The following is a 21,665-nucleotide window of genomic DNA, read 5'->3' as shown; positions in this document are numbered from 1 at the left end:
CATCTCTTTAATTATAAAAGTAAGTCAGCGAAGTTTGGCTTACTTTTTTTGTCGCATAAAGAAAAAGTGCGATTTTTCTATCTTTTACTATTTTTTTGATATAATGAAAGGCATAAAATATCTTGAGGAGTTTAAAAAATGCCAAATTTATATCCTGACGACAGCTTAACGCTGCATACAGATTTATATCAACTGAATATGATGAAAACATATTGGGAATTAGGGCGTGCGGATCGACATGCTGTTTTTGAATGTTATTTTCGGGAGATGCCTTTTAAGACAGGCTATGCAATTTTTGCAGGCTTGGAGCGTTTTGTTCGCTATTTAGAAAATTTACGTTTTACAGACAGCGATATTGCGTATTTACGTGACGTAACTGGCTACCCGGAAGAATTCTTAGATTATTTAGCCGAGTTAAAATTTAGTTGTACGGTGCGTTCTGCTTTAGAAGGCGATTTGGTTTTTAGTAATGAACCAATTGTTCAAATTGAGGGCCCACTAGCACAAGCACAATTAATTGAAACAGCTTTATTAAACATGGTTAATTTCCAGACTCTAATTGCAACTAAGGCTGCCCGAATTAAATCAGTTATTGGCGATGATCCGTTGTTGGAATTTGGTTCCAGACGTGCCCAAGAAGTCGATGCTGCCTTTTGGGGCACTAGAGCAGCTTTTATTGGGGGGGCGGATGCGACTAGTAATGTTCGAGCGGGTAAAATCTTTGGTATTCCGGCCAGTGGTACCCATGCTCATTCATTAGTCCAATCTTATGGGAATGATTATGATGCATTTATGGCCTATGCTAAAACCCATCGAGACTGTGTCTTTTTAGTTGATACTTATGATACGTTAAAATTAGGTGTTCCCGCAGCGATTAAGGTCGCCAAAGAAATGGGCGATAAAATTAATTTCTTGGGTGTTCGGATTGATTCAGGGGATATGGCTTATATCTCTAAAAAAGTTCGCGAACAATTAGATGAAGCCAGCTTTACCAATGCAAAAGTTTATGCTTCAAATGATTTGGATGAAAATACTATCTTAAGTCTAAAAATGCAAAAAGCTAAAATTGATGTTTGGGGTGTAGGAACCAAATTGATTACCGCCTATGATCAACCAGCATTAGGCGCTGTTTATAAATTAGTATCGATTGAAGATGATAATGGTGAAATGGTGGATACGATAAAACTTTCATCGAATGCCGAAAAAGTTACAACGCCAGGTAAAAAACAAGTGTGGCGCATTAATCGTAACAAAGATGGTAAGTCTGAAGGGGATTACATCACTTTGTGGGATGAGGACCCAAGAGAAGAAGAGGAAATCTTTATGTTTCATCCGGTTCACACCTTTATTAATAAAACTGTCCGTGATTTTAGTGCCCGTCCGGTTTTACAAGAAATTTTTCATGAAGGTAAGTTAGTATATGACTTACCAGATTTAGCACATATTAAAGCTTATGCTCATGAATGCCTAGATTCCTTATGGGATGAATACAAACGAGATTTAAATCCCCAACAATATCCGGTCGATCTTTCTACTGACTGCTGGAATCACAAAATGGCAATCATGGAAAAAGTGCGTAAATCAGTCGCAGCAGTAACCAAAGAGGAGGGACGTTTTTAATGTCTTTACAAACAGAAATTATTAACGAATTAGGAGTAAAACCAGTTATTGATCCGAAAGCAGAAATTAGAGTTAGTGTGGATTTTTTAAAAGCATATCTTAAACGAAATTCATTTTTGAAATCCCTCGTACTGGGAATTAGTGGGGGTCAAGATTCTAGTTTGGCTGGACGCTTGGCTCAACTAGCTATTTCTGAATTGCGAGCAGAAACAGGTGAGAATTACCAGTTTATTGCAGTGCGTTTACCATATGGCACCCAAGCAGATGAAGCAGATGCTCAAAAAGCATTAGCTTTTATCAAGCCAGATGTTTCTTTAGTAGTGAATATTAAGGAGGCTGTGGATGGACAAGTTGCTGCTTTAGAGGAAGCTAGTGTTGCCATTTCAGATTTCAATAAAGGAAATATCAAGGCGCGTCAACGCATGATAACCCAGTATGCTATTGCTGGGGCTAATAATGGAGCGGTCATTGGAACAGATCATGCCGCTGAGAATATTACGGGTTTTTTCACAAAATTTGGTGATGGTGGCGCAGATATTTTACCGCTATTTCGCTTAAATAAACGCCAAGGAAAACAGCTTTTAAAAGAACTAGGTGCACCTGAATCTTTGTATCTAAAAACACCAACGGCAGATTTAGAAGATGACAAGCCCCTAGTTGCAGATGAAGTGGCATTGGGAGTTAGCTATGATGAAATTGATGACTATTTAGAAGGAAAGGCTGTTTCTGAAAAAGCACAGCAAACAATTGAATCATGGTGGGCCAAAGGACAACATAAACGTCACTTACCAATTACCGTTTTTGATGACTTTTGGAAGTAAAATAAAATTATGATGGCGCAAATTAATTTTTAATTAAAATATTTCCGTCACTTTTGCTATATAACTTAGTTTATTTTATACTAAAAGTGGAGTTTTGGGGAAGACTCCGTCAACAACGGCTAGAGGATACCAGTATGGATCCTCTTTTTTTTGCCCTTTTTTAAATTTTTTGGAGATTCTTTACACTTACAAATCAAACCGCTACAATAAAAGCTATTGAGAAAATAATAACAAAAATAAGGAATAGAAGGTTTCTTCATGAAAAAATTAAAATATGTTTTTGCTGCGATAGCAGTTTTTTTACTGATTATAATGAGTAACTTATATTTGCAGTGGTGTCAAAATGATTTATCGCTTGATTTAGCATTGAAGTTTGCATTTTCCTGGCATACAGCTAAATTTTTCTTAGGTAGTTTGGTTTTATTGGCCGTTTATGGTGTTTTTGCAGCTATTGCCGGATCGCTTTTATTTGGGGGCTTATTTTATAGCGTGGCCATTGGTTTATTAGGTTTTGCTGACTATCAAAAAATGACTGCCCGCCAAGAACCTATCTATCCTGATGATTTGAAAATGCTAGGACAACTTGGTGTTTTAAAAGATATGGTAGGTTGGCCACTTTTCATTTTTGCCCTTTTTGTCCTTTTATTAGCGCTATTAGCATTGGGATATAGTATTTATCGCAGTCGTAAATTAGCGCCCAAAAAGCAAATCTTTCGAGGAATTATTTTTTTACTGAGTGTCTTCTTTTTACTTTATGCCAGCCATTTTAATTCTAATGATAACTTATTGCGTAAAGCGTATAACAAAACAGCGCTTTGGATTCCATACTCTCAGAAGATGAACTATTATAACGTTGGTTTTGTCGGTGGTTTTTTGTACAATTTAAGAGTTGAAGCGATGACAAAACCACAAGATTATTCGGCAGAAAAAGTTGCCTCAGTTGTCAAAAAATATCAAGGAGATGCTGAAACAGATAGTAAAGAAAAGCCTAACATCATTTATGTCATGTCAGAAAGTTTTTCTGATCCCGCTCATTTAAAAGGAATTCAGTATACTGGGCAACCGTTGGCAGATTATTATGCGGTCGCAAACAATACTTATAGTGGCAAAATGTTGTCGCAAAATTATGGGGGCGGGACAGCTAATATTGAATTTGAAGCGTTGACGAGTTTTAGTATGGAGCTATTAAACGCCCAGATGACAACGCCTTATACGCTTTTAGTTCCAAAATTAAAGAGCTTACCATCACTTGTTTCCCTAACAAAAGAACAAGGCTATGATACTACTGCCATTCATCCTTATGATACTTCGATGTATAAGCGAAAAGACGTTTATAATATTTTAGGATTTGATCGTTTTCTTGATCAAGATACAATGAAATATCGTGATAAAATTGAAAATAATCCTTATATCTCTGATGAGTCTGCTTATGATGAGATTTTAGATCTTTTAAAAGCCAATAAGAAACCGCAATTTGTACATTTAGTGACGATGCAAACACATATGCCTTATGGTGATAAGTACAATAATATTTCTTATAACGTAACTGCTGATGGCAATGCGAATACGAATGCGATTGCGAATTATTTGCAAGATGTAGCTTATAGTTCAGCTGCATTACAGCACTTTACCGAGGCAGTTAAGCAGTTACCTCGCCGGACATTGATTGTTTTTTGGGGCGATCATTTACCGGGGATTTATTCTGACACCATTCAAAAAGCCAATAGTGGCACAACCCTCCATGAAACACAGTTTTTAATGTTTGATTCAGCGGGAAAATTGGCGAATAGTCAGCAACATGACGCGATTACAAGTCCGTTTTATTTTGCGCCTAATCTATTCTCTCAAGCAGGACTTAAACTTAGCCCTTATTATGAGATGCTTCTACAGTTAGCGCATACTTTGCCAGCTTTTGAAAAAAATATGTATTTAAATCAAGGAACATGGCAAAAGAATTTGACATTAACAGGAGCAGCTAAAACGACTTATGAAGATTATCGTCTGATTCAATATGACATCTTAGCAGGCAAGCAGTATAGCTTAAAAACGGATTTTTTTAAATAATTATTTTTATGATAAGGAGTTACTATGAGCTTTAAGAAAAAAGACAACCAACTTTATTATAATCCCATTCGTCGGGCTATTTTAAATCATAATTTGATCGAACCAGGTGATAAAGTTGCGATTGGTTTAAGTGGGGGAAAAGATAGTAGTAGTTTACTTTATTTTTTAGATACCATTGCCAAGCAAGAACGGCTGGGCTTTTCTTTTGAAATAGTACCAATCAGTTTAGATATGGGCTTTGAAGGAGTTGATTTACAACCGCTCCACAATTTATGTCAAAATCTAGGTTACAAGTTGGAGGTTGTGCCTACAAATATTGCCGAAGTGGTATTTGATATTAGAAAAGAGCAGTCCCCATGTTCTTTATGTGCCAAGTTACGGCAGGGAATTTTGTACAATAAAGCGAGAGAACTTGGATGTAATAAAGTTGCTTTAGGACATCATTTAGATGACGCTATTGAAACTTATTTTATGAACTTTTTATTCCATGGTAAGTTAAATAGTTTTGAACCGAAAAGTTATTTGACAAAAACAGAAGTGACCTTGATTCGTCCGTTGCTATATATACCAGAACAAGAGATTATTCGCTTTGTGAAAAGAGAAGAACTTCCAATTGTTTTTAATCCTTGTCCTGCTGATAAGAAAACAAAACGAGAAGAAATCAAGGGTTTTGTTGAAAATATTGCCAAAAGCTATCCTGATGTGCGCCAGAAGTTTTTAATGGGGATGGAACAAGGAACTGCTGCGGATTTTTGGCCTTTAACAAAATAGCTAATTTTATCGAATACGAAGAAAAGAGTTAGTACCTTTTCTTCGTATTTTTTTATAGCTAGAGAAGGCTTGTTGCAGTCAAACCATTAAATTTTTGCTTTAATCGGTTCTTTTTTCTACAATTAAATAAAACGAGCAGTAAAAGTTTTAATTTGAGGAGGTGGCGAGGATGAAAGTTTGTGTGGCAATTGATTCATATAAAGGGAGTGCAACTTCAGAGGAATTAAACGGTGCAGTTTGCCAGGCGTTGAAAAAATTAGGAATTAGCAGTTGTAATGTCCCCATTGCTGATGGTGGTGAAGGGACTTTAGCGATTTTATCAAAAGCGTTTACTGGTCAAAAAAGAGAAGTGGATACGATTGATTTATTAGGTCGCCCAATAAAAGGACACTACTGGCTAACAGAAATTAATCAAGTCAAAACAGCAATTATTGAATCTGCGCAAATACTTGGTCTTACCCGCATCACTCCAAATGAAAAAACAATCCAAGCTGCTCATTCCTATGGATTAGGATTAGTGATTTTAGCGGCTATAAAAGAAGCAACCCAAGTATTTGTTTCTTTAGGCGGCAGTGGAGTAAATGATGGTGGACTGGGCCTACTTGCAGCACTTTGTGGGCAGGCTATTCCGCAAAAAAATCCATTGCTGTTAGGGGAAAAATATTTAGCTGAGCTTGTATTTCCTAAATTAGCCGGTAAAAAATTGATTGGACTAACAGATGTAATGAATCCTTATACTGGCGTGAATGGCTTTTCTTATGGCTTTGGCGCGCAAAAAGGTGGCACTGAAAAAATCTTGGCCCAGTTTGATGATGCTGCTGAAGCTGTGCGGAAAAAATTCCAATCACAAATTGATCTGAATAAATTTTCAGGTAGTGGCGCAGCAGGTGGAATTGGTGGCGGTATTTTATTAGCTGGTGGGCAATTACAACCGGGTTTTGCGACAATTGCGCAATTACTTGATTTAGATCATAAATTAGCGAGTTGTGATTTTGTGATAACTGGCGAAGGGCGCTTTGATGAGCAAACAGCCCAAGGCAAAGTTCCTTTAGGCGTCGCGCGCTTAGCTCGCAAACATCAACTTCCTGTCGTAGCTTTTTGTGGCGCACGTCCGGAAAATATCACTGGAATTGAATATCATTTTGATGGTGTTTTCTCAATTCAAACGCGACCAATAACGTTAAAAGATGCGATGGTGAAAAAAGTTGCGCTGGAAAATATTGCATTATTAACTGAAAATGTAGTGAAAGTCTATTTATCAGGACAGAGATAATAAAAGTTAGGCGGTGTGACAAGCGTATTGTCACACCGCCTTTTTGCAAATAAATATTGTGATAAAAGCAGCTTTTGCCACAATCACTAACTTTTTAAAATATTTTTTGTTCCTGTAAGTGAGGCACCAAGATTTCAATAAAAGCCGCAATTTCCCGTAAAACATCCTTAAATACGGCTTTATGCGTTAAAAGGTAAAAATGGCGTAGGTGATGCTCGTGAATTTCTTGATAAGGAATATCAGAGTTAATCGCTAATTTTGAAATGATAGAGCGACCAAAACCTTCTTTTAACAAGGCTAAAATTGCTTCATTATTGTCGACAAAAATAACGTTTGGCAACAAATTATTTTCGCGTAAATAAATTTCATTATAAAAGCGTAAGCCCGATTCGTTTTCTCTTAACAGCCAGTATTGCGATTTTTCATCACCAGCTAAGACTAATTCATCTTCATAAATAGGTGTTTGGTTAATTGCTTCGTTTCGTTCTGGTTTTTCGATAAAACCAATACTTACCTTATTTTGTGCCATTTGTTGACCTACTTCTTCGGAATTCATTAGTTTAATGGAAAAATCAACATTTGGAAATTGTTTGACCAAATGGGGAAGCAGTTTGGGCACAAAATAGACCGCACAAGTGTGTGAGCATCCGACAATACATTGTAAACGAAAATTTTCTTGGTTTTTGAGCCGCTGACTCGTATCTTCCCATTCTTCAATGATTTGCAAAGCGCGGGGATATAAAAAGACGGCTTCTTTTGTCGGAATGATTTCTTGTTTGCCGTTTCGAATGAACAATTCTACTTGTAAATGTTCTTCTAATTTTTTGATCTGAGCGGAAATCGTTGGTTGGGATAAAAATAAATCTTCTGCTGTATGGGTAAAATTTCTAGTCTCGTAGACAGAAACAAAGGTGTGTAGTAGATGTAACATCAGAGAACCTCCGTTTTAATAAAAAAAACTAATAATAAGTATTTATACTATTTATTTTTCTTTTAGTCAAAAAATCACTATACTAACTACGTACTCACTAGTGAGAAAGTAAACAAATTTTTAAAACGATAAGGAGGACAAAAGTGCGAGACTTTTTAAAAACAATCCCCATTCCCATTTGTGGTTTGATTTTAGGTCTAGCTACAATTGGAAATGTATTAAAAAACTATCAATTCATTCTACTTGGTAATAGCTTTGGGGTGATAGCTGGACTGTTATTTAGTGCTGTTTTGCTCAAAGTTTGTTTAACTTTTCACCATGTGCATGCAAGTTTGACCGATCCGATTATTGCATCGGTGGCCCCCACCTTTACGATGGGGACAATGGTTTTATGTACCTATTTACTTCAAATACAAATAATTGCACCAGTAATCAAATATTTATGGCTACTTGCCATTATCGTTCATTATTATTTGATGGCGTATTTTACGTATCATTTTTTAATTAAGCCCAGTGTTACAATTGAACATCTTTATCCTAGCTGGTTTATTGTGTATGTTGGAATCGGGGTCATCTCGGTTACAAGTGGGAATTTCTTCCCCCTAATTGGCCAAGTAAACTTTTGGGTAGGTCTATTTTTCTACTTACTTTTATTGCCGTTAATTATTAAACGGGTTTTCTTATTTAAAAAGATGGCAGAGGCGACCTTACCTTTAGTTACAATTATCGCAGCCCCGGGGTCGCTTGAGTTAACGGGATATTTAAAAGCATTTTCTGATCCGCAGTTGTTTTTAGTAATTAGCTTACTAATTTTATCACAAATATTATATTGGTTCATTATTTTCCAAGTAGTAAAAATGATTCGTTTGCCTTTTTATCCTAGTTACGCGGCCTTTACTTTCCCCTTAGCGATTTCTGCTTTTGCCGCTAAAAGTGCGAGTGATTTTTTTAAAGAAATAGGACAATCTTTTCTTTTGATGGATCTTTTAGCCGTAGTTGAAACGTCTTTAGCCGTTATTATGATAATTTATGTAGGTGGACATTACTTGCATTTTTTAATAAAGCAAGTTAAAAGATTAGCTGTTATACGCCAAAGCTAAATTAAGCCTGCTAAAATAAAAATGAACACAATCTTTTGAACCGTTCCCAGTTTACTTGTAGGAGAACGGTTCAAAAGATTGTGGTCTAGTGCTAACAAATTTAATTAATTCTAATTTTCTGAATAAAAAACTATGTTAGCGGCAGTTGAGTCAGCTTAGATTCAATCTTTTCTAAACGTTTTTGTAGTTCTTGTAATTTTAATTGTAATTCTTCTTCTTGTTTACGTTTATTGTAGAGATTAGGTTTACCACTGTTTAAATAGGCAGTAATTAAGTCAGCGACTTTGCTTTTTGAGACAGTAACTTGCGTAACATTGCGTACTTTACCTGTGTCATCAATTTTTTTAGTTGTTAAAAGCGCCATTTCCTCCCAGGCCATTGGACCGGGAATATAGCCTGCCGGACCTTTTTCAATTAGCCCAGTTTCTTTTAACCAACCATAAAATGTGTGTTGATTAAAACCATTTTCTTTTCGAATGTGATAAAGTTTCATAACAAAACTCCTTTCTTTTTCTACTAACAAGTACGCTAAAAGAAAGGAGTTTTACTTAAATATATTGTCAAAAGCTAATTATTCTATTCACGGTATTAATTAAAAGTATGATGGTGACAAAAATTTTTATAATGCCGCTAATAAAATTTGATAGATTCGCTCGACATCTTTTGGTGTGCCGCGTAGCTCATAGTCAGCTAAAAAAGGACAATTAAATTGAGCGGCATATTGTTTAGCCGTTAAACAGTATTGTCGATTAAAATTCTTATTCCCGCTTCCAACAATTCCTAAACAATTTTTCTGGTTATCTTCATAAGCAATATATTCTCTTAAGGCTTCAGTTAAAATTTCCTGATCGCCATTATCCACCCCATTGCCACCTTCTAAATAAGTGGGAACAAAAACAAAAAAAGGTGCTGTGATAGGCTCTGGTAATGTATTGTCATCTACTGCGTAAAGGGTGATAGGAGGATTTGCGTTATTTTTCTCATGTTGGCTTTGTGCATATTTTTGTAAATTTGTCACAAATGCGCGCGTGTTGCCAGAAATTGACATATAGTAAATGTTCATTTAAGTTACTCCTTTTTATTAGTACTTCGCTTTGAATTATAACATGCTTTTTTTAGAAATTTATAGTAGACCCACTTGGTAAAATACATGGGACATGGTAAGCTTACTGGTGGAGGTTGATAACATGATACGTTATGCAAAAAAGTCTGATGCAGCTGCTATTGCGCCACTTGTATTAGTCATTTTAGAAGATATGGAGTTACCTTTTGTTAAAAAATATGGCGCCAAAAAAACTTTGGCCTTGTTAGAAGAAAGTGTCGCTATTGGCGATTATCGTTATGGTTATAAACGTGCATTGGTTAAAGAAATTGATGGCAAAGTTGCCGGTGTGGCTTATGGCTATCCAGCTAGTGCAGAAAAAACGATTGATGAGCCTTTAATTCCATTACTAGAAAAATTTGATATCCCTAAAGATACTCGTCTTTTTACCGATCCTGAAACGATTGAACCCGAATGGTACTTAGATTCTATTTCTGTTTCAAAAGAATTTCGCGGGCAGGGGATTGGCGGCGAATTATTAGCGGCACTACCGCAAATTGCTAAACGAGATGGAGAAAGCGTCATCGGATTGAGTGTAGATGAACAAAATCCTGGTGCAAAGCGATTATATGAGCGCAATGGCTTTAATACTGTTGCCAAAACCATGATTGCTGGCCATCAATATGAACATATGCAAAAACCAATAGCTTAAAAAAAGACCGCTGTTTTTAGCGGTCTTTTTTTATATGCCGATACTTTCTTTAAGTGTGATAGAAATTGTTATCTGGAAAATAGCGTAGCAAATTTTTTCTTTAATTTCCTAAGGTAAAAATCTAAGTGACTAGAGAAAAAGTGCGATTTGGAAGTTCTTTAATAGCAAAAACAGGTAAAAAGCCAGCGCATAGAGGCTGGCAAATAAAATGCAATTAATGAATTTAGTAGTTATTTAGCAATTGGGAGTAAGGCGGTAATCCAATTTTTGTGATTTGCTGCGATTATAAAGCCAATAGTCCATAATGGCTGCAATACAAATACAAACCGGCGCATCATCGTCATTTGTCACATCTAAAACGTAGTAGTCGCCAGAAAATAAAGTGGCTTTATCCATTTTCATAATAAGATGATTGAAATGGCGAATACTATATTGATGTTGGTAAATATTACCTTGGACTGTCCAATGAAGTTGTTGAATATAATAAAAATCACCAGGCCAGCGAAAAATCTTTTGTAAAGTACCGACTTTTTCAAAATTTTTGTAAATTTCAAAACGTGTCCCAAAAGTAAAACTAATCTGCTTGATACTGGCTACCATTTCCCCGTTCATTTTATAAAGAGAGAGCGCATCACCTTTTGTTCCCCAACGTCCCACGAGTAAAAACAAAGATTTTCCTTTTTCGTCTTTGACAATGGTACGGGTGATGGAACTCAACTGTTTGTCTTGAATAAAAAATTCAGACATCCTAGCGCCTCCTTATTCATTCGCTAAAGCTTCTACTCGTCTTTTAGTTTACGCCAAATTTTCGTCAATTGCTCGCATAATGGCTTTACCAACACCTGAATCAATGTTAGTCGCGGTTAAATACTTGGCGTTTTCTTTCAATTCAATTTTAGCATTTCCCATCGCAAAACTCACCCCAGCTAGTTGAATCATACTTAAATCGTTCATATTGTCGCCAATTGTCATCACTTCAGACAATGCGATATTCCGTTCTTTGGCAACATGGGCGACTGCAATTCCTTTTTGGGCATCACGATGATTGATTTCAATATTATTTTGTCCAGAAGAAGTCACATGTAATGTTTCATTTTGATCTAATTGTTTTGCCACTGGTCCTAATACGGCTGGACCATCTTTATGAAAACAAATAATTTTTAAAACTTCAAAATGAGGTTTCGTTAAAAGTGTTTTAATATCGGCGACATAATTTACCGGTAAAAATTCTAATTGTGCCGAGGTCATCGCAATCGCCATTTTATGCGTTAAATGGGGCATTAATTCTGCCATGTGTTCCGAAAAATTTTCAATTCTTTTTGCTTGGCTTTCTGAATAAAGTCCTTCGTTTGTTGCTACTTCATAATAAATATCAGCAGCACGTAAAGTATCTAAAATTTCTGAAACCACATCTAGTTCAATTGGAACGGTAAATAATGAATTTCCGTCCTCGTCAAAAACTTGAGCACCATTTAAGTTAATCATGGCGCATTTAATGCCTGCTTGTTCTAAAGCAGGTAAGGCTTCTTCTCGGTTACGCCCAGTAGCCACCATAAATTCAATCCCATGTTCTTTTGCATATTTAATCGCGGCAATATTTTCGACAGAAATCTGCATGCGGGAATTTAATAACGTTCCATCCATGTCAGAGGCAATTAATTTAATCATAAATAGGTGACACCATCCTTAAAATCTAATGTAAAAAGCTGAGGGAGTTCATTTTACGAACTTTCATACGCTTTCAGTTTAACATAGATTTGGACAAATTTGTGGCGGTTTCAAAGACAATCCTAGACATTTAGGCTACAATAACTTGGGAAGATAAAACCGATTTAAGCTGGCAGTACGAAAAAAATTGTCCATTTTATCAATAGTTATTATAGGGGGTAGCCATGAAAACAATTATTCATAACAGTTGGCAAGAAATCTTAGCACCTGAATTTAATAAACCTTACTACTTAGAGTTGCGGGAGTTTTTAAAACAAGAATATCAGACCCAAAAAATTTATCCAGATATGTATCATATTTTTGAAGCGCTAGAACTAACGCCTTATGAAGCGGTCAAAGTCGTTATTTTAGGTCAAGATCCTTATCACGGAGCTAACCAAGCTCATGGGTTATCTTTTTCCGTTCAACCTGGTGTCAAAATTCCGCCTTCTTTGCAAAATATTTATAAAGAATTACAAAGTGATTTAGGGATAGCACCGGTTAATCATGGCTATTTAACGAGCTGGGCAAAACAAGGTGTTTTACTTTTAAATACAGTGTTAACAGTGCGAGAAGGACAAGCTTATTCGCATCGCGGTAAAGGCTGGGAGCAACTAACAGATAAAATTATAGAGAAGTTAAACGAAAGACAAAAGCCGATTGTTTTCATTTTATGGGGCAAAGGCGCGCAAGACAAAATCAAAATGATTGATCAAAAGCACCATGTCGTTATAGCTTCACCGCATCCAAGTCCATTATCGGCACATCGCGGTTTTTTTGGTTCACGTCCTTTTTCAAAAGCTAATGCTGCTTTAGTTTCTTTTGGTGAAAAGCCAATTAATTGGGAACTACCACACGATCCAACAACTGTATAACACAGTGTAATAATAAAGCGTTTACTGTTATATAATAAAAACGGAACTATGTGAAATTAAGAACAAAAAACCGGTGCTTTTTACTATAACAGCAAAAATAACTGTTCTTTTTTTTGTGAATAGTGTATGATGAGGGAGAGAAAAAATACAGGAGGTAATTCCGGTGGAATTATTTGATAGTTTAAAATTTAAAATTGTACGTCGAGGCATCAAAATTGCTTTTCCAGAAGCAACTGATTCACGTATTTTAGGTGCAGCTGCACGTTTGAAGGCAGAAGAATTAATTACACCAGTTTTGATTGGAAATAAAGACGAAGTTTCAAAAGCTGCTGCAGCTCGTGGTATTACCATTGATCAATTTGAAATTCTTGATCCTGATAACTACGCAGATTGGGATAAAATGGTTGAAGCATTTGTGGAACGCCGTAAAGGTAAAGCCACTAAAGAACAAGCAGAAGAAATTTTAAAAGATGTGAACTACTTTGGTACCATGTTAACTTACATGGGTGTAACAGATGGAATGGTTTCTGGTGCGATTCACTCAACCGGCGATACTGTTCGTCCTGCGCTTCAAATTATTAAAACAAAACCAGGTGTTAGCCGTACCAGTGGTGCATTCTTAATGGTTCGTGGCCGCGATCAAGAAAAATATTTATTCTCTGATTGTGCGATTAATGTCAACCCCTCTGCTCAAGAGTTAGCAGAAATTGCGGTAGCTTCAGCTGAAACTGCTGAATTATTTGATATCGATCCTAAAGTGGCATTATTAAGTTTTTCTACAAAAGGTTCTGCTAAAGCACCAGAAGTAGATAAAGTTGTTGAAGCGACAAAAATTGCAAAAGAAATGGCACCAGATATTATTTTAGATGGTGAATTACAATTTGATGCAGCTTACGTTTCAGCTGTTGGGCAACTAAAAGCGCCAGAGTCAGCTGTTGCTGGTAAAGCGACTGTCTTTGTTTTCCCTGAATTACAATCTGGTAACATCGGCTATAAAATTGCACAACGCTTCGGTAACTTTGAAGCGATTGGACCAATCTTACAAGGTTTAAACAAACCTGTTTCTGATTTATCTCGTGGTGCAAATGAAGAAGATGTTTACAAATTATCTATTATTACAGCAGCACAAACTTTAAACATTGCTAAATAAAGTAGTCAAGTAGAGGCGTGACAATATTTTTGTCACGCCTTTTTTAATAGTCTAAGTTGTTAAATTTGTAGTGTTTGTTTTTGCATTCTGCTATTGTCCCAGTTATACTTAGCAAAGCTTTTACTAAAAGTAGATATATTTATTGGTGAGGAGGAGCGAGCATGATCGCTTTAACAGATCTTTTGGCAACAGAAAAACTAGGCCAGATTATTGGTGAATGTGCCACTGCTGGTGATGTCATTATTTTGACAGGTGAACTGGGGGCAGGAAAGACGACAATTACAAAAGGCATCGCCCAAGGACTTGGTGTAAAAAGAATGGTAAAAAGTCCGACGTATACGATTATTCGCGAATATGAAGAAGGCCGCCTACCCCTTTATCACATGGATGTTTATCGGATTGGAGCCGATGCTGAGGAATTGGGATTAGAAGAATATTTTGAAGGTGAAGGATTATCTGTAGTAGAGTGGGGACAACTACTAGCTGATGGAATGCCAGTCGATTATTTAGAATTAACCTTAAGAAAAGTTGAGCACGACGATAATGCCCGTACGGCGGAATTTACAGCTTTTGGTAGCCAAAGTGCAGCCTTTTTGAAACGGATTTTAAATACTTGGGAGAATAAAGCATGACAGATGTAGCCGTAACCATTCGACCTACCCAACCAACTGACGCTCCGCAACTTTTACAAGTGATGAAAAAAATCGGCAGTGAAACGGATTTTCTAATTATGGATGAGCACGGCCTTTCATTGACTGAAGAACAATTAGCCATGCAATTAGGCGCTTTTTTGGAAAGTAAAAATAATTTATCATTAGTAGCTTTAGCAGGAGAAAAAATTATCGGCATGGCTTCTGTTTTAGCCGAAGATAACCCCCGCGTCGCGCATATTGGCGAAGTTGGTATCTCCATTTTAAAAGAGTACTGGGGCATGGGACTAGGCGCTGCCATGATGGAAGAAATTATCTGGTGGGCAGAAAACTCCGGTGTTATTCGTCGATTAGAGTTGACAGTTCAAGCGCGTAACAAAAGAGCAATTCATCTTTATCAAAAATTTGGTTTTATTAAAGAAGGTAAAATGCAAAGAAGCTTTTTAACTAGGCAAAATGAGTTTATTGACGCTTATTTAATGGCACTTTTGATTGATTGAGTTCCTTTTTAAAACAGTAAAGAGTCCCAAGAGTTTTTGTAAATAAAAAAATAGACGTAACGTCTGTTAGCTATTAAGCTATACAAACGTTACGTCTATTTGATTGTCACTAATTTTTTTAACGGATCAGTACCAAATTCTGCTTCTTGCCGTAATAAAATTTCAGCACAAGCACGGCTATCTTCTAAAGCATCGTGGTGATTATTTAATGTAATATCTAGCATATCACACATTGTATTTAAACGGTGATTAGGAAATTCAGGGTATAGTTTGCGGCTAGAACGCGCGGTGCAAAGGGATAGATAGGGTTGTTTTTCCAAGCCATAATACTCAAGGCAACCAGCTAAAACTCCGTTATCAAATGGCGCGTTATGGGCGACAATTAAACTGTTTTGATTATAATATTGCGAAATTTGTTCCCAAACAGCAGGAAATTTAGGCGCGTTTACAACATCTTCCGGATGAATACCGTGAATTTGAATATTACGCCAGAAAAAAGGAGTTTCCGGTTTAATTAAAGAGTAGTATTCACCGACAATTTTACTATTGCGTACCATCACTAAAGCCAGTGAACAAGCACTATGTTTTTCGTGATTAGCTGTTTCAAAATCCATTGCAATAAAATTCATTTTAATCGTCCTTTCTTCGTGTAATTTAGCACAAAAAAGACGATAGATGCAATTATTCCATCGTCTTTTTAACACAAATTAAAAATTTAAATCCAGTTCAACCGGACAATGATCGCTGCCAAAAATTTCTGTATGAATTTTTGCATCCACTAGTTTGTCTTTTAAGTCTTCTGAAACCACAAAGTAGTCAATTCGCCAACCCGCATTATTCTTTCGGGCGTTAAAGCGATAACTCCACCAAGAATAAACTCCTTCAAGTTCGGGATAAAAATAGCGGAAGCTATCAATAAAGCCAGCATTTAATAATGCAGTGAACTTACTTCTTTCTTCATCCGTGAAACCGGCATTTTTGCGATTGGTTTTCCAATTTTTTAAATCAATATTTTCATGGGCAACATTTAAATCACCACACAGAATAACTGGTTTTGTCTGGTTCAGTGTAACTAAATAATTACGAAAATCATCTTCCCAAGTCATACGGTAATCCAGCCGTTTTAGTTCATTTTGTGAGTTTGGGGTATAGCAGTCGACTAAGTAAAATTCCGGATATTCTAAAGTAATCACTCGGCCTTCTAAATCATGGTGATCAATACCAATTCCATAAGTCACATTAAGCGCTTCTTTTTTTGCGAAAATAGCTGTTCCAGAATAGCCTTTTTTCTCAGCATAATTCCAGTATTCATAGTAATTAGGTAAGTCCATTTCAATTTGACCGGCTTGTAATTTCGTTTCTTGTAAACAGAAAAAGTCAGCATCTAATTCGTTAAAGACCTCCATAAAATTCTTTTTCATCACTGCCCGTAAGCCGTTGACGTTCCAAGAGATTAATTTCAAAATTTTTCCTCCTTTATCCCTATTAACATTCTTATTTATTTTAGCGAAAAATGGTGTAAGATGAAAGAAAAGGCAACTAAAGGAAGTGTTTTAATGAAAATCGGTGTCCTAGGAATTGGCAATATTGCCCAAAAGGCTTATTTACCGACGTATTTAAAAAAACAAGATGAAGCCCACTTTTACTTTGCGACGCGTAATAAAGAAGTTCAAGACTTACTCAAAAAACGTTATGGCTTTTTACATGTATATGAAAATATCACCGAATTATTCGAGCAAAATATTACTGCTTGTTTCATTCATAGCGCAACTAAAAGTCATTATGAGCTGGTAAAAGCATGTTTAAAAAAAGGAATTCATGTTTTTGTCGATAAGCCGCTGACAGAAAGTTTATCGGAAACTAAAGAATTATATCAACTTGCGGCTGCCAAAAATTTAATTTTAATGTTAGGTTTTAATAGACGTTATGCACCTTATATGAAACATTTAAAAGATTTACCTGACAAAAGACAACTGCACCTGCAAAAAAATCGGATTGCGGGTCGGGGTACGCCTGAGTTTTTAGTTTATGATTTATTTTTACATTTAGTCGATACAGCAGTCTATTTAATGCCTGGTACGCCAAAACTAGCTTACGGTGATTTGCAAGTGACAGACAATAACTTGGAATATGCGACGATGTTACTTACCAGTGAAAAGATGAGTGCGACGATTACAATGGATTTAAGAAGTGGCGCCAATTATGAGCGTTACGAGGTGACAAGTCCCGCTAAAACGTTAATTCTTGAAAATCTAACAAATTTAACGGAATTAAATTCTAAAGGCAGTCTGCAATTAAGTGGTGACGATTGGCAGACAACTTTAGCAAAGCGTGGATTTGAAGACATGGTCACTCAATTTTTAGCTGCGGTGGAAAAAAATGAACAACCCTTACAAGAAAATGTTATCGTTAGCCATCAGTTATGTGCGGAACTGCTTGCCAAAAGTCAAGCCTAGGTGGCAAGATTTTCCTTGACGTGCTAAAATGAGTGGGATGTTTTTAAAAGAGAGGAAAATTTTTCATGAAAGATGCATTTAAACAAGCTTTTCCTGAGATTAGTATTTTATTAGATGAACCGTTAATGAATTATACATTTACCAAAACTGGTGGCCCAGCCGATGTTTTAGCTTTTCCTAAAAGTGAAACTGAAACGAAAGCTTTAGTGGATTACTGTCGGGAAAATGATATTCCATGGTTAGTTTTAGGCAATGCGAGTAATTTAATTGTTCGGGATGGTGGTATTCGCGGACTCGTTATTATGTTAAGTCAAATGACAAAAGTGAGTGTCAAAGATACGATTGTAGAAGCACAAGCGGGGGCAAAATTAATTGATACCACTTATGCTGCTTTAAAAGAAAATTTAGCTGGCTTTGAATTTGCTAGTGGTATCCCTGGAAGTATCGGCGGTGCTGTCTTTATGAATGCAGGTGCTTATGATGGCGAGATTAAAGATGTTTTTGCCAGTTGTGAGGTATTATTTGCTGATGGTACAATCAAGACATTAAATCATGATGAAATGAATTTTTCATATCGTCACAGCGCAGTTCAAGATTTGGGGGCGATTATTTTATCAGCTCGTTTCCAATTAAAAAAAGGAAATCACGAAATGATTAAAGCACGGATGGATGAACTAACTGCTTTACGTCAATTAAAGCAACCTTTAGAATATCCTTCTTGCGGGAGTGTCTTTAAACGCCCAGTCGGACATTTTACAGGCAAACTTATTCAAGATGCTGGTTTACAAGGAATGAAATGGGGCGGCGCCCAAATATCTGAAAAACATGCAGGCTTTATTGTGAACGTTGATAATGCGACAGCGACAGATTATGTCGAACTAATCGCCTACATTCAAAAAACGATTAAAGAAAAATTTGATGTGGCATTGGAAACAGAAGTCCGGATTATTGGTGAAGAATAAAAATAAGCGGTGTGACAAAAGTTTGTCACACCGCTTATTTTATTCTTTTTAATACATTTCTGTGCGATTCTTTTTAGTAAGTCGTAATAAAATGCTACAAACAGCAGCCGTTACAACCCCGGCTACAATGGCTTCTGGAATACCTTGCGTGAAAATAACCGTTAAAATAGCGCCATATAAGAAATCGTGACTTTGTCCACTTTGACTAACATAAGTGGCATAACTATTTTGAAAGAGAAAATAAATTAGATTCATTACTAATAGCGTATTGGTTAAACCACCACTAATTCCGGCGATAAATAAAGTGATGCTATTGGCTTTATTTTTTAGTAAACGCCGCCCATATTTATAGACAAAAAATGGAACTACACCAATCAAAATACGGGGGAGAATAGCGACAATTAATGCTTTCCAATCGCCATGATTTGTCCCAATAACGTTAATAAAAGGTGAGAAGACAAAAGATAGCGGATTGGGTCTGGTGGTGGAATTGTATACGCTCATAATCCCCATTGAAAAACCGAGAAAGGCACCTAAACGAGGACCTAAAATAATGGAACCGATAATTACAGGGACATGTAAAATTGTCGCATTTAACGGTCCAATTGGGATAAAACCTAAAAAAGGTACAAGACTCATTAAAATCATGATACCTAAAAAGAGTGCAGTTAACACAAGATCAAATGTTTTGCTGTTTTTCATCATAAACTCCTTTTACTTAGCGTCGCTTCTACTGCTTTAATGATAGTTTCATTCGTTGCTAGTGCGCCGCGACCAAAATCACCACAAGCAAGCAGCGCTTCACGTGGTTCTATTTCTTTATACCCGAAGTCTTTTAAAGTGGCAAGATTTTTTTCCATGACTGGGTTTTGATACATGTAGGTATTCATGGCAGGAGCAATTAATTTAGGTACTTTGGTTTCTAACGCCATTGCCACAGTCGTCACCATATCATCAGCAATACCATTTGCAAGTTTGCCGATAATATTTGCAGTAGCAGGAGCAATTAAAAGTAAATCTGCATGTTTGGCTAACTCAATGTGATTGACTAAATCAGCTCTTCGTTCAGTCATTACATCGGTATGGACTGGTCGTTTGGATAATGTTTGCAAGGTAAGTGGGGTAATGAATTGGGTGCTGTTTTTTGTCATTAAAACATCCACTGCATAGCCGCGTTTGGTTAATTCATTTGTTAAATCTGCTGCTTTATAAGCTGAAATACTAGCCGAGACACCTAGTAAAATATGTTGTTGGCGCATAATTTTTCTCCTTTATACAATTATTTTTTTGAAGCCGTCACAATTGCTGCTTTAATCAGTTCGGCAATTTCTTGTTTGGTAGTGCCAGTGGTGTAACTGCCATCTTGTGCAATTAAATAGCCCAGATGCTGTTTTTCACCGACTTTCGTTAAATCATTGGCTAAAATAAAGTCAGCCTGATTTTTTTTAATACTATTCATAGCTACGGTATAGAGTTCATTAAAGGAAACATCCACTAACAGTTTGAAGCCAACTAAAATCGTTTCTGGTTGTAATTGCTTAATTAACTGAATAATTTTTGGATTTTTCTTTAAAATTAGAAATAGATGATCCGTTTCAGATGAGATTTTTTTCTCTGTTACTGGTAATTTTTCCAATTCACGAATTTCATTTGTTAAATCGGTCATGTTTAAAGAATTACCTTGATAATTTTTCAACAAACGATTTAAAGCGGTCAATAATTGTTCTTCTGATAAACTTGTAGCCGGCGTAAAGTCACTGACAGCCATACTGTGAATAACGGCATCGTAGTGATTTTGTGATAATAGTGACTCTAGGGTAGTACTTAAATTTTTTGTATCACTAATCAAGTGTAAGTTAATATTAGTGTTACTGGGTTTTTGTGCACTGGTTGTTGTCACATAGTCGATTGTAGTCGTCTCCTCATAAAAGGCATTAGCGATGGCTACACCTAAACGACCACTAGAATGATTGGTAATAGAGCGGACATCGTCAATTTTTTCTGACGTCCCGCCAGCGGTGATTAAAATTCGCATACAAATCTTCCTTTACATTTTAATAACACTACGTCCTTCATGGGTACCATTAAGTAAAGCAGCTGTTACTTCTTTAACAGCATTTAAAGGCACTTCATCATACTTTAATTGATCAGTTACTTTCCAATCGGTTGCTAAAAGTCGCCACATTTCTTGGCGCGTAGTCATCGGCTGATTAACAGAATCAATGCCAAAAACTTTTATGCCACGTAAAATAAAGGGTAAAACAGTAGTGTTTAATTGGATACCACCAGCGTTACCACAAAGAGCGGCTACTCCTTCATAGTGAAGTTGGGGCAATAAAGCCGTTAAAAGTTCGCCTCCGACAGTATCGATGATGCCAGCAAATTGTTGTTTGGCTAATGGTCGAATTTTAGCTGGAATTAATATTTCAGGGGCAATAAACTCAGTTGCTCCTAAATTTTCTAGCCAAGATTTTACCGCAGTTTTTCGGCTTGTGGCAATAATCTTTTGATAGCCTAGTTGATGCAATAAGGCAATTGCGATACTTCCAACACCACCAGATGCCCCGGTCACTAAGACAGCTTCATCTTTTGCTATATTTTCGTTAATTTTTGCTACTGCTAAGGCAGCGGTAAATCCAGCTGTTCCGTAAATCATACTTTCTTTTAAACTTAAATTTTGTGGTAATTTTACTAACCAATCAGCGGGTACACTTTGATATTCACTTAAACCACCAGCATGAGTAACGCCTAGACCATAACCTGTTGCAAGCACTTCATCACCTGCTAGAAAGCGTGGATCTGAACTTTTTATAACCGTACCGGCTAAGTCAATTCCTAAAGTTAAAGGATAGTTACGCACAACACCTGTTTTTGCCTGAGTTGCTAATGCATCTTTAAAGTTTAAAGATGAATACGCAATTTTCACAATAACGCCATTAGAATCAAGGGAGCTGAAATCTTGTTCTAATAAAGTAGCACTTACGTTTTCATCTTGGTTGTTAACGACAAATGAATAAAATTGATCGGCCAT

The 21,665-nt window shown here is 36.4% G+C and carries 24 protein-coding genes; 13 read left to right on the top strand and 11 right to left on the bottom strand.

Going from position 1 to position 21,665, the window contains the following annotated elements:
* Window positions 1-138: 138 nt before the first annotated feature.
* From IGI65_RS12755 to IGI65_RS12735, 5 genes are all read left to right on the top strand, one after another.
* The gene (locus IGI65_RS12755; protein ID WP_438774272.1) at window positions 139-1,620 is read left to right on the top strand and encodes a nicotinate phosphoribosyltransferase; all 1,482 of its coding nucleotides are present in this window, start codon (window positions 139-141) and stop codon (window positions 1,618-1,620) included.
* Window positions 1,620-2,441, top strand: a complete 822-nt coding sequence (gene nadE, locus IGI65_RS12750; RefSeq protein ID WP_438774271.1) for an ammonia-dependent NAD(+) synthetase — start codon at window positions 1,620-1,622, stop codon at window positions 2,439-2,441. The genes IGI65_RS12755 and nadE overlap by 1 nt, the downstream gene beginning before the upstream one ends.
* A gap of 258 nt (window positions 2,442-2,699) precedes the next feature.
* Window positions 2,700-4,505 (top strand): LTA synthase family protein, encoded by a 1,806-nt coding sequence (locus IGI65_RS12745; RefSeq protein ID WP_438774270.1) that lies wholly within the window; start codon window positions 2,700-2,702, stop codon window positions 4,503-4,505.
* A 24-nt stretch (window positions 4,506-4,529) separates the two neighbouring features.
* Window positions 4,530-5,276, top strand: a complete 747-nt coding sequence (locus tag IGI65_RS12740; RefSeq protein WP_438774269.1) for a tRNA 2-thiocytidine biosynthesis TtcA family protein — start codon at window positions 4,530-4,532, stop codon at window positions 5,274-5,276.
* Window positions 5,277-5,445: 169 nt separating this feature from the next.
* Window positions 5,446-6,549 (top strand): glycerate kinase family protein, encoded by a 1,104-nt coding sequence (locus tag IGI65_RS12735; protein WP_438774268.1) that lies wholly within the window; start codon window positions 5,446-5,448, stop codon window positions 6,547-6,549.
* Window positions 6,550-6,643: 94 nt separating this feature from the next.
* Here IGI65_RS12735 and IGI65_RS12730 read toward each other — a convergent pair whose 3' ends face one another.
* A complete protein-coding gene (locus IGI65_RS12730) occupies window positions 6,644-7,480 on the bottom strand; it encodes a LysR substrate-binding domain-containing protein (RefSeq protein WP_438774267.1) in 837 nt (278 codons plus the stop codon).
* Between the two features lie 143 nt (window positions 7,481-7,623).
* Here IGI65_RS12730 and IGI65_RS12725 point away from each other — a divergent pair, with 143 nt between their 5' ends.
* Window positions 7,624-8,580 (top strand): TDT family transporter, encoded by a 957-nt coding sequence (locus IGI65_RS12725; protein ID WP_438774266.1) that lies wholly within the window; start codon window positions 7,624-7,626, stop codon window positions 8,578-8,580.
* Between the two features lie 130 nt (window positions 8,581-8,710).
* On the opposite strand, the gene IGI65_RS12720 is transcribed toward IGI65_RS12725, so the two are convergent.
* Window positions 8,711-9,073, bottom strand: coding sequence for a hypothetical protein (locus tag IGI65_RS12720; RefSeq protein WP_071865405.1), 363 nt, complete (start codon window positions 9,071-9,073; stop codon window positions 8,711-8,713).
* Window positions 9,074-9,199: 126 nt separating this feature from the next.
* Complete coding sequence (nrdI, locus tag IGI65_RS12715) at window positions 9,200-9,643, bottom strand: class Ib ribonucleoside-diphosphate reductase assembly flavoprotein NrdI (RefSeq protein WP_438774265.1); 444 nt, start codon at window positions 9,641-9,643, stop codon at window positions 9,200-9,202.
* 124 nt (window positions 9,644-9,767) lie between these two features.
* Here nrdI and IGI65_RS12710 point away from each other — a divergent pair, with 124 nt between their 5' ends.
* On the top strand, window positions 9,768-10,334 hold the full coding sequence (locus IGI65_RS12710; RefSeq protein ID WP_438774264.1) for a GNAT family N-acetyltransferase: 567 nt from the start codon (window positions 9,768-9,770) through the stop codon (window positions 10,332-10,334).
* Window positions 10,335-10,568: 234 nt separating this feature from the next.
* Here the strand turns inward: IGI65_RS12710 and IGI65_RS12705 are convergent, their stop codons facing one another.
* Window positions 10,569-11,081: an LURP-one-related/scramblase family protein gene (locus tag IGI65_RS12705; RefSeq protein ID WP_071865402.1), complete on the bottom strand. Its 513-nt coding sequence runs from the start codon at window positions 11,079-11,081 to the stop codon at window positions 10,569-10,571.
* Window positions 11,082-11,129: 48 nt separating this feature from the next.
* Complete coding sequence (locus tag IGI65_RS12700; RefSeq protein ID WP_438774263.1) at window positions 11,130-12,002, bottom strand: Cof-type HAD-IIB family hydrolase; 873 nt, start codon at window positions 12,000-12,002, stop codon at window positions 11,130-11,132.
* 224 nt (window positions 12,003-12,226) lie between these two features.
* Between IGI65_RS12700 and IGI65_RS12695 the strand changes: the two genes are divergently transcribed.
* The 4 genes from IGI65_RS12695 (at window position 12,227) to IGI65_RS12680 (ending at window position 15,216) form a co-directional block, all read left to right on the top strand.
* Window positions 12,227-12,916: a uracil-DNA glycosylase gene (locus IGI65_RS12695; RefSeq protein WP_438774262.1), complete on the top strand. Its 690-nt coding sequence runs from the start codon at window positions 12,227-12,229 to the stop codon at window positions 12,914-12,916.
* Window positions 12,917-13,079: 163 nt separating this feature from the next.
* Window positions 13,080-14,066, top strand: a complete 987-nt coding sequence (pta, locus tag IGI65_RS12690) for a phosphate acetyltransferase (protein WP_438774261.1) — start codon at window positions 13,080-13,082, stop codon at window positions 14,064-14,066.
* A 161-nt stretch (window positions 14,067-14,227) separates the two neighbouring features.
* Window positions 14,228-14,698: a tRNA (adenosine(37)-N6)-threonylcarbamoyltransferase complex ATPase subunit type 1 TsaE gene (gene tsaE / locus IGI65_RS12685; protein ID WP_412256941.1), complete on the top strand. Its 471-nt coding sequence runs from the start codon at window positions 14,228-14,230 to the stop codon at window positions 14,696-14,698.
* Window positions 14,695-15,216 carry a GNAT family N-acetyltransferase gene (locus IGI65_RS12680; protein WP_071865397.1) on the top strand — a complete coding sequence of 174 codons (522 nt, stop codon included), beginning with the start codon at window positions 14,695-14,697 and terminating at the stop codon, window positions 15,214-15,216. Before tsaE ends, IGI65_RS12680 begins: the two co-directional genes overlap by 4 nt.
* Window positions 15,217-15,311: 95 nt before the next feature.
* Here IGI65_RS12680 and IGI65_RS12675 read toward each other — a convergent pair whose 3' ends face one another.
* Window positions 15,312-15,845 (bottom strand): 3'-5' exonuclease, encoded by a 534-nt coding sequence (locus IGI65_RS12675; protein ID WP_071865396.1) that lies wholly within the window; start codon window positions 15,843-15,845, stop codon window positions 15,312-15,314.
* A gap of 78 nt (window positions 15,846-15,923) precedes the next feature.
* Complete coding sequence (locus IGI65_RS12670) at window positions 15,924-16,679, bottom strand: exodeoxyribonuclease III (protein WP_438774260.1); 756 nt, start codon at window positions 16,677-16,679, stop codon at window positions 15,924-15,926.
* 93 nt (window positions 16,680-16,772) lie between these two features.
* On the opposite strand from IGI65_RS12670, the gene IGI65_RS12665 reads away from it, so the two are divergent.
* Both IGI65_RS12665 and murB read left to right on the top strand, forming a co-directional pair.
* On the top strand, window positions 16,773-17,672 hold the full coding sequence (locus IGI65_RS12665; RefSeq protein ID WP_438774259.1) for a Gfo/Idh/MocA family protein: 900 nt from the start codon (window positions 16,773-16,775) through the stop codon (window positions 17,670-17,672).
* A 65-nt stretch (window positions 17,673-17,737) separates the two neighbouring features.
* Window positions 17,738-18,634: a UDP-N-acetylmuramate dehydrogenase gene (murB, locus tag IGI65_RS12660; RefSeq protein ID WP_438774258.1), complete on the top strand. Its 897-nt coding sequence runs from the start codon at window positions 17,738-17,740 to the stop codon at window positions 18,632-18,634.
* 48 nt (window positions 18,635-18,682) lie between these two features.
* On the opposite strand, the gene IGI65_RS12655 is transcribed toward murB, so the two are convergent.
* Genes IGI65_RS12655 through IGI65_RS12640 form a run of 4 tightly spaced genes read right to left on the bottom strand, consistent with a single transcriptional unit; the run spans window position 18,683 to window position 21,665 of the window.
* Entirely contained in the window at window positions 18,683-19,336 is a 654-nt protein-coding gene (locus IGI65_RS12655; protein WP_071865392.1) for an ECF transporter S component, read from the bottom strand.
* Window positions 19,336-19,893, bottom strand: a complete 558-nt coding sequence (gene coaC / locus IGI65_RS12650) for a phosphopantothenoylcysteine decarboxylase (RefSeq protein WP_071865391.1) — start codon at window positions 19,891-19,893, stop codon at window positions 19,336-19,338. The genes IGI65_RS12655 and coaC overlap by 1 nt, the downstream gene beginning before the upstream one ends.
* A 20-nt stretch (window positions 19,894-19,913) precedes the next feature.
* Entirely contained in the window at window positions 19,914-20,669 is a 756-nt protein-coding gene (gene coaB / locus IGI65_RS12645) for a phosphopantothenate--cysteine ligase (protein ID WP_438774257.1), read from the bottom strand.
* 12 nt (window positions 20,670-20,681) lie between these two features.
* Entirely contained in the window at window positions 20,682-21,665 is a 984-nt protein-coding gene (locus IGI65_RS12640; protein ID WP_438774256.1) for a YhdH/YhfP family quinone oxidoreductase, read from the bottom strand.

Origin of the sequence: Enterococcus sp. DIV0755b, from assembly GCF_051713765.1 — a bacterium.
Classification (GTDB): domain Bacteria; phylum Bacillota; class Bacilli; order Lactobacillales; family Enterococcaceae; genus Enterococcus_C; species Enterococcus_C canintestini.
Note: the sequence above shows the minus strand (reverse complement) of the source record. Positions and strands in the feature narration are given on the sequence as shown.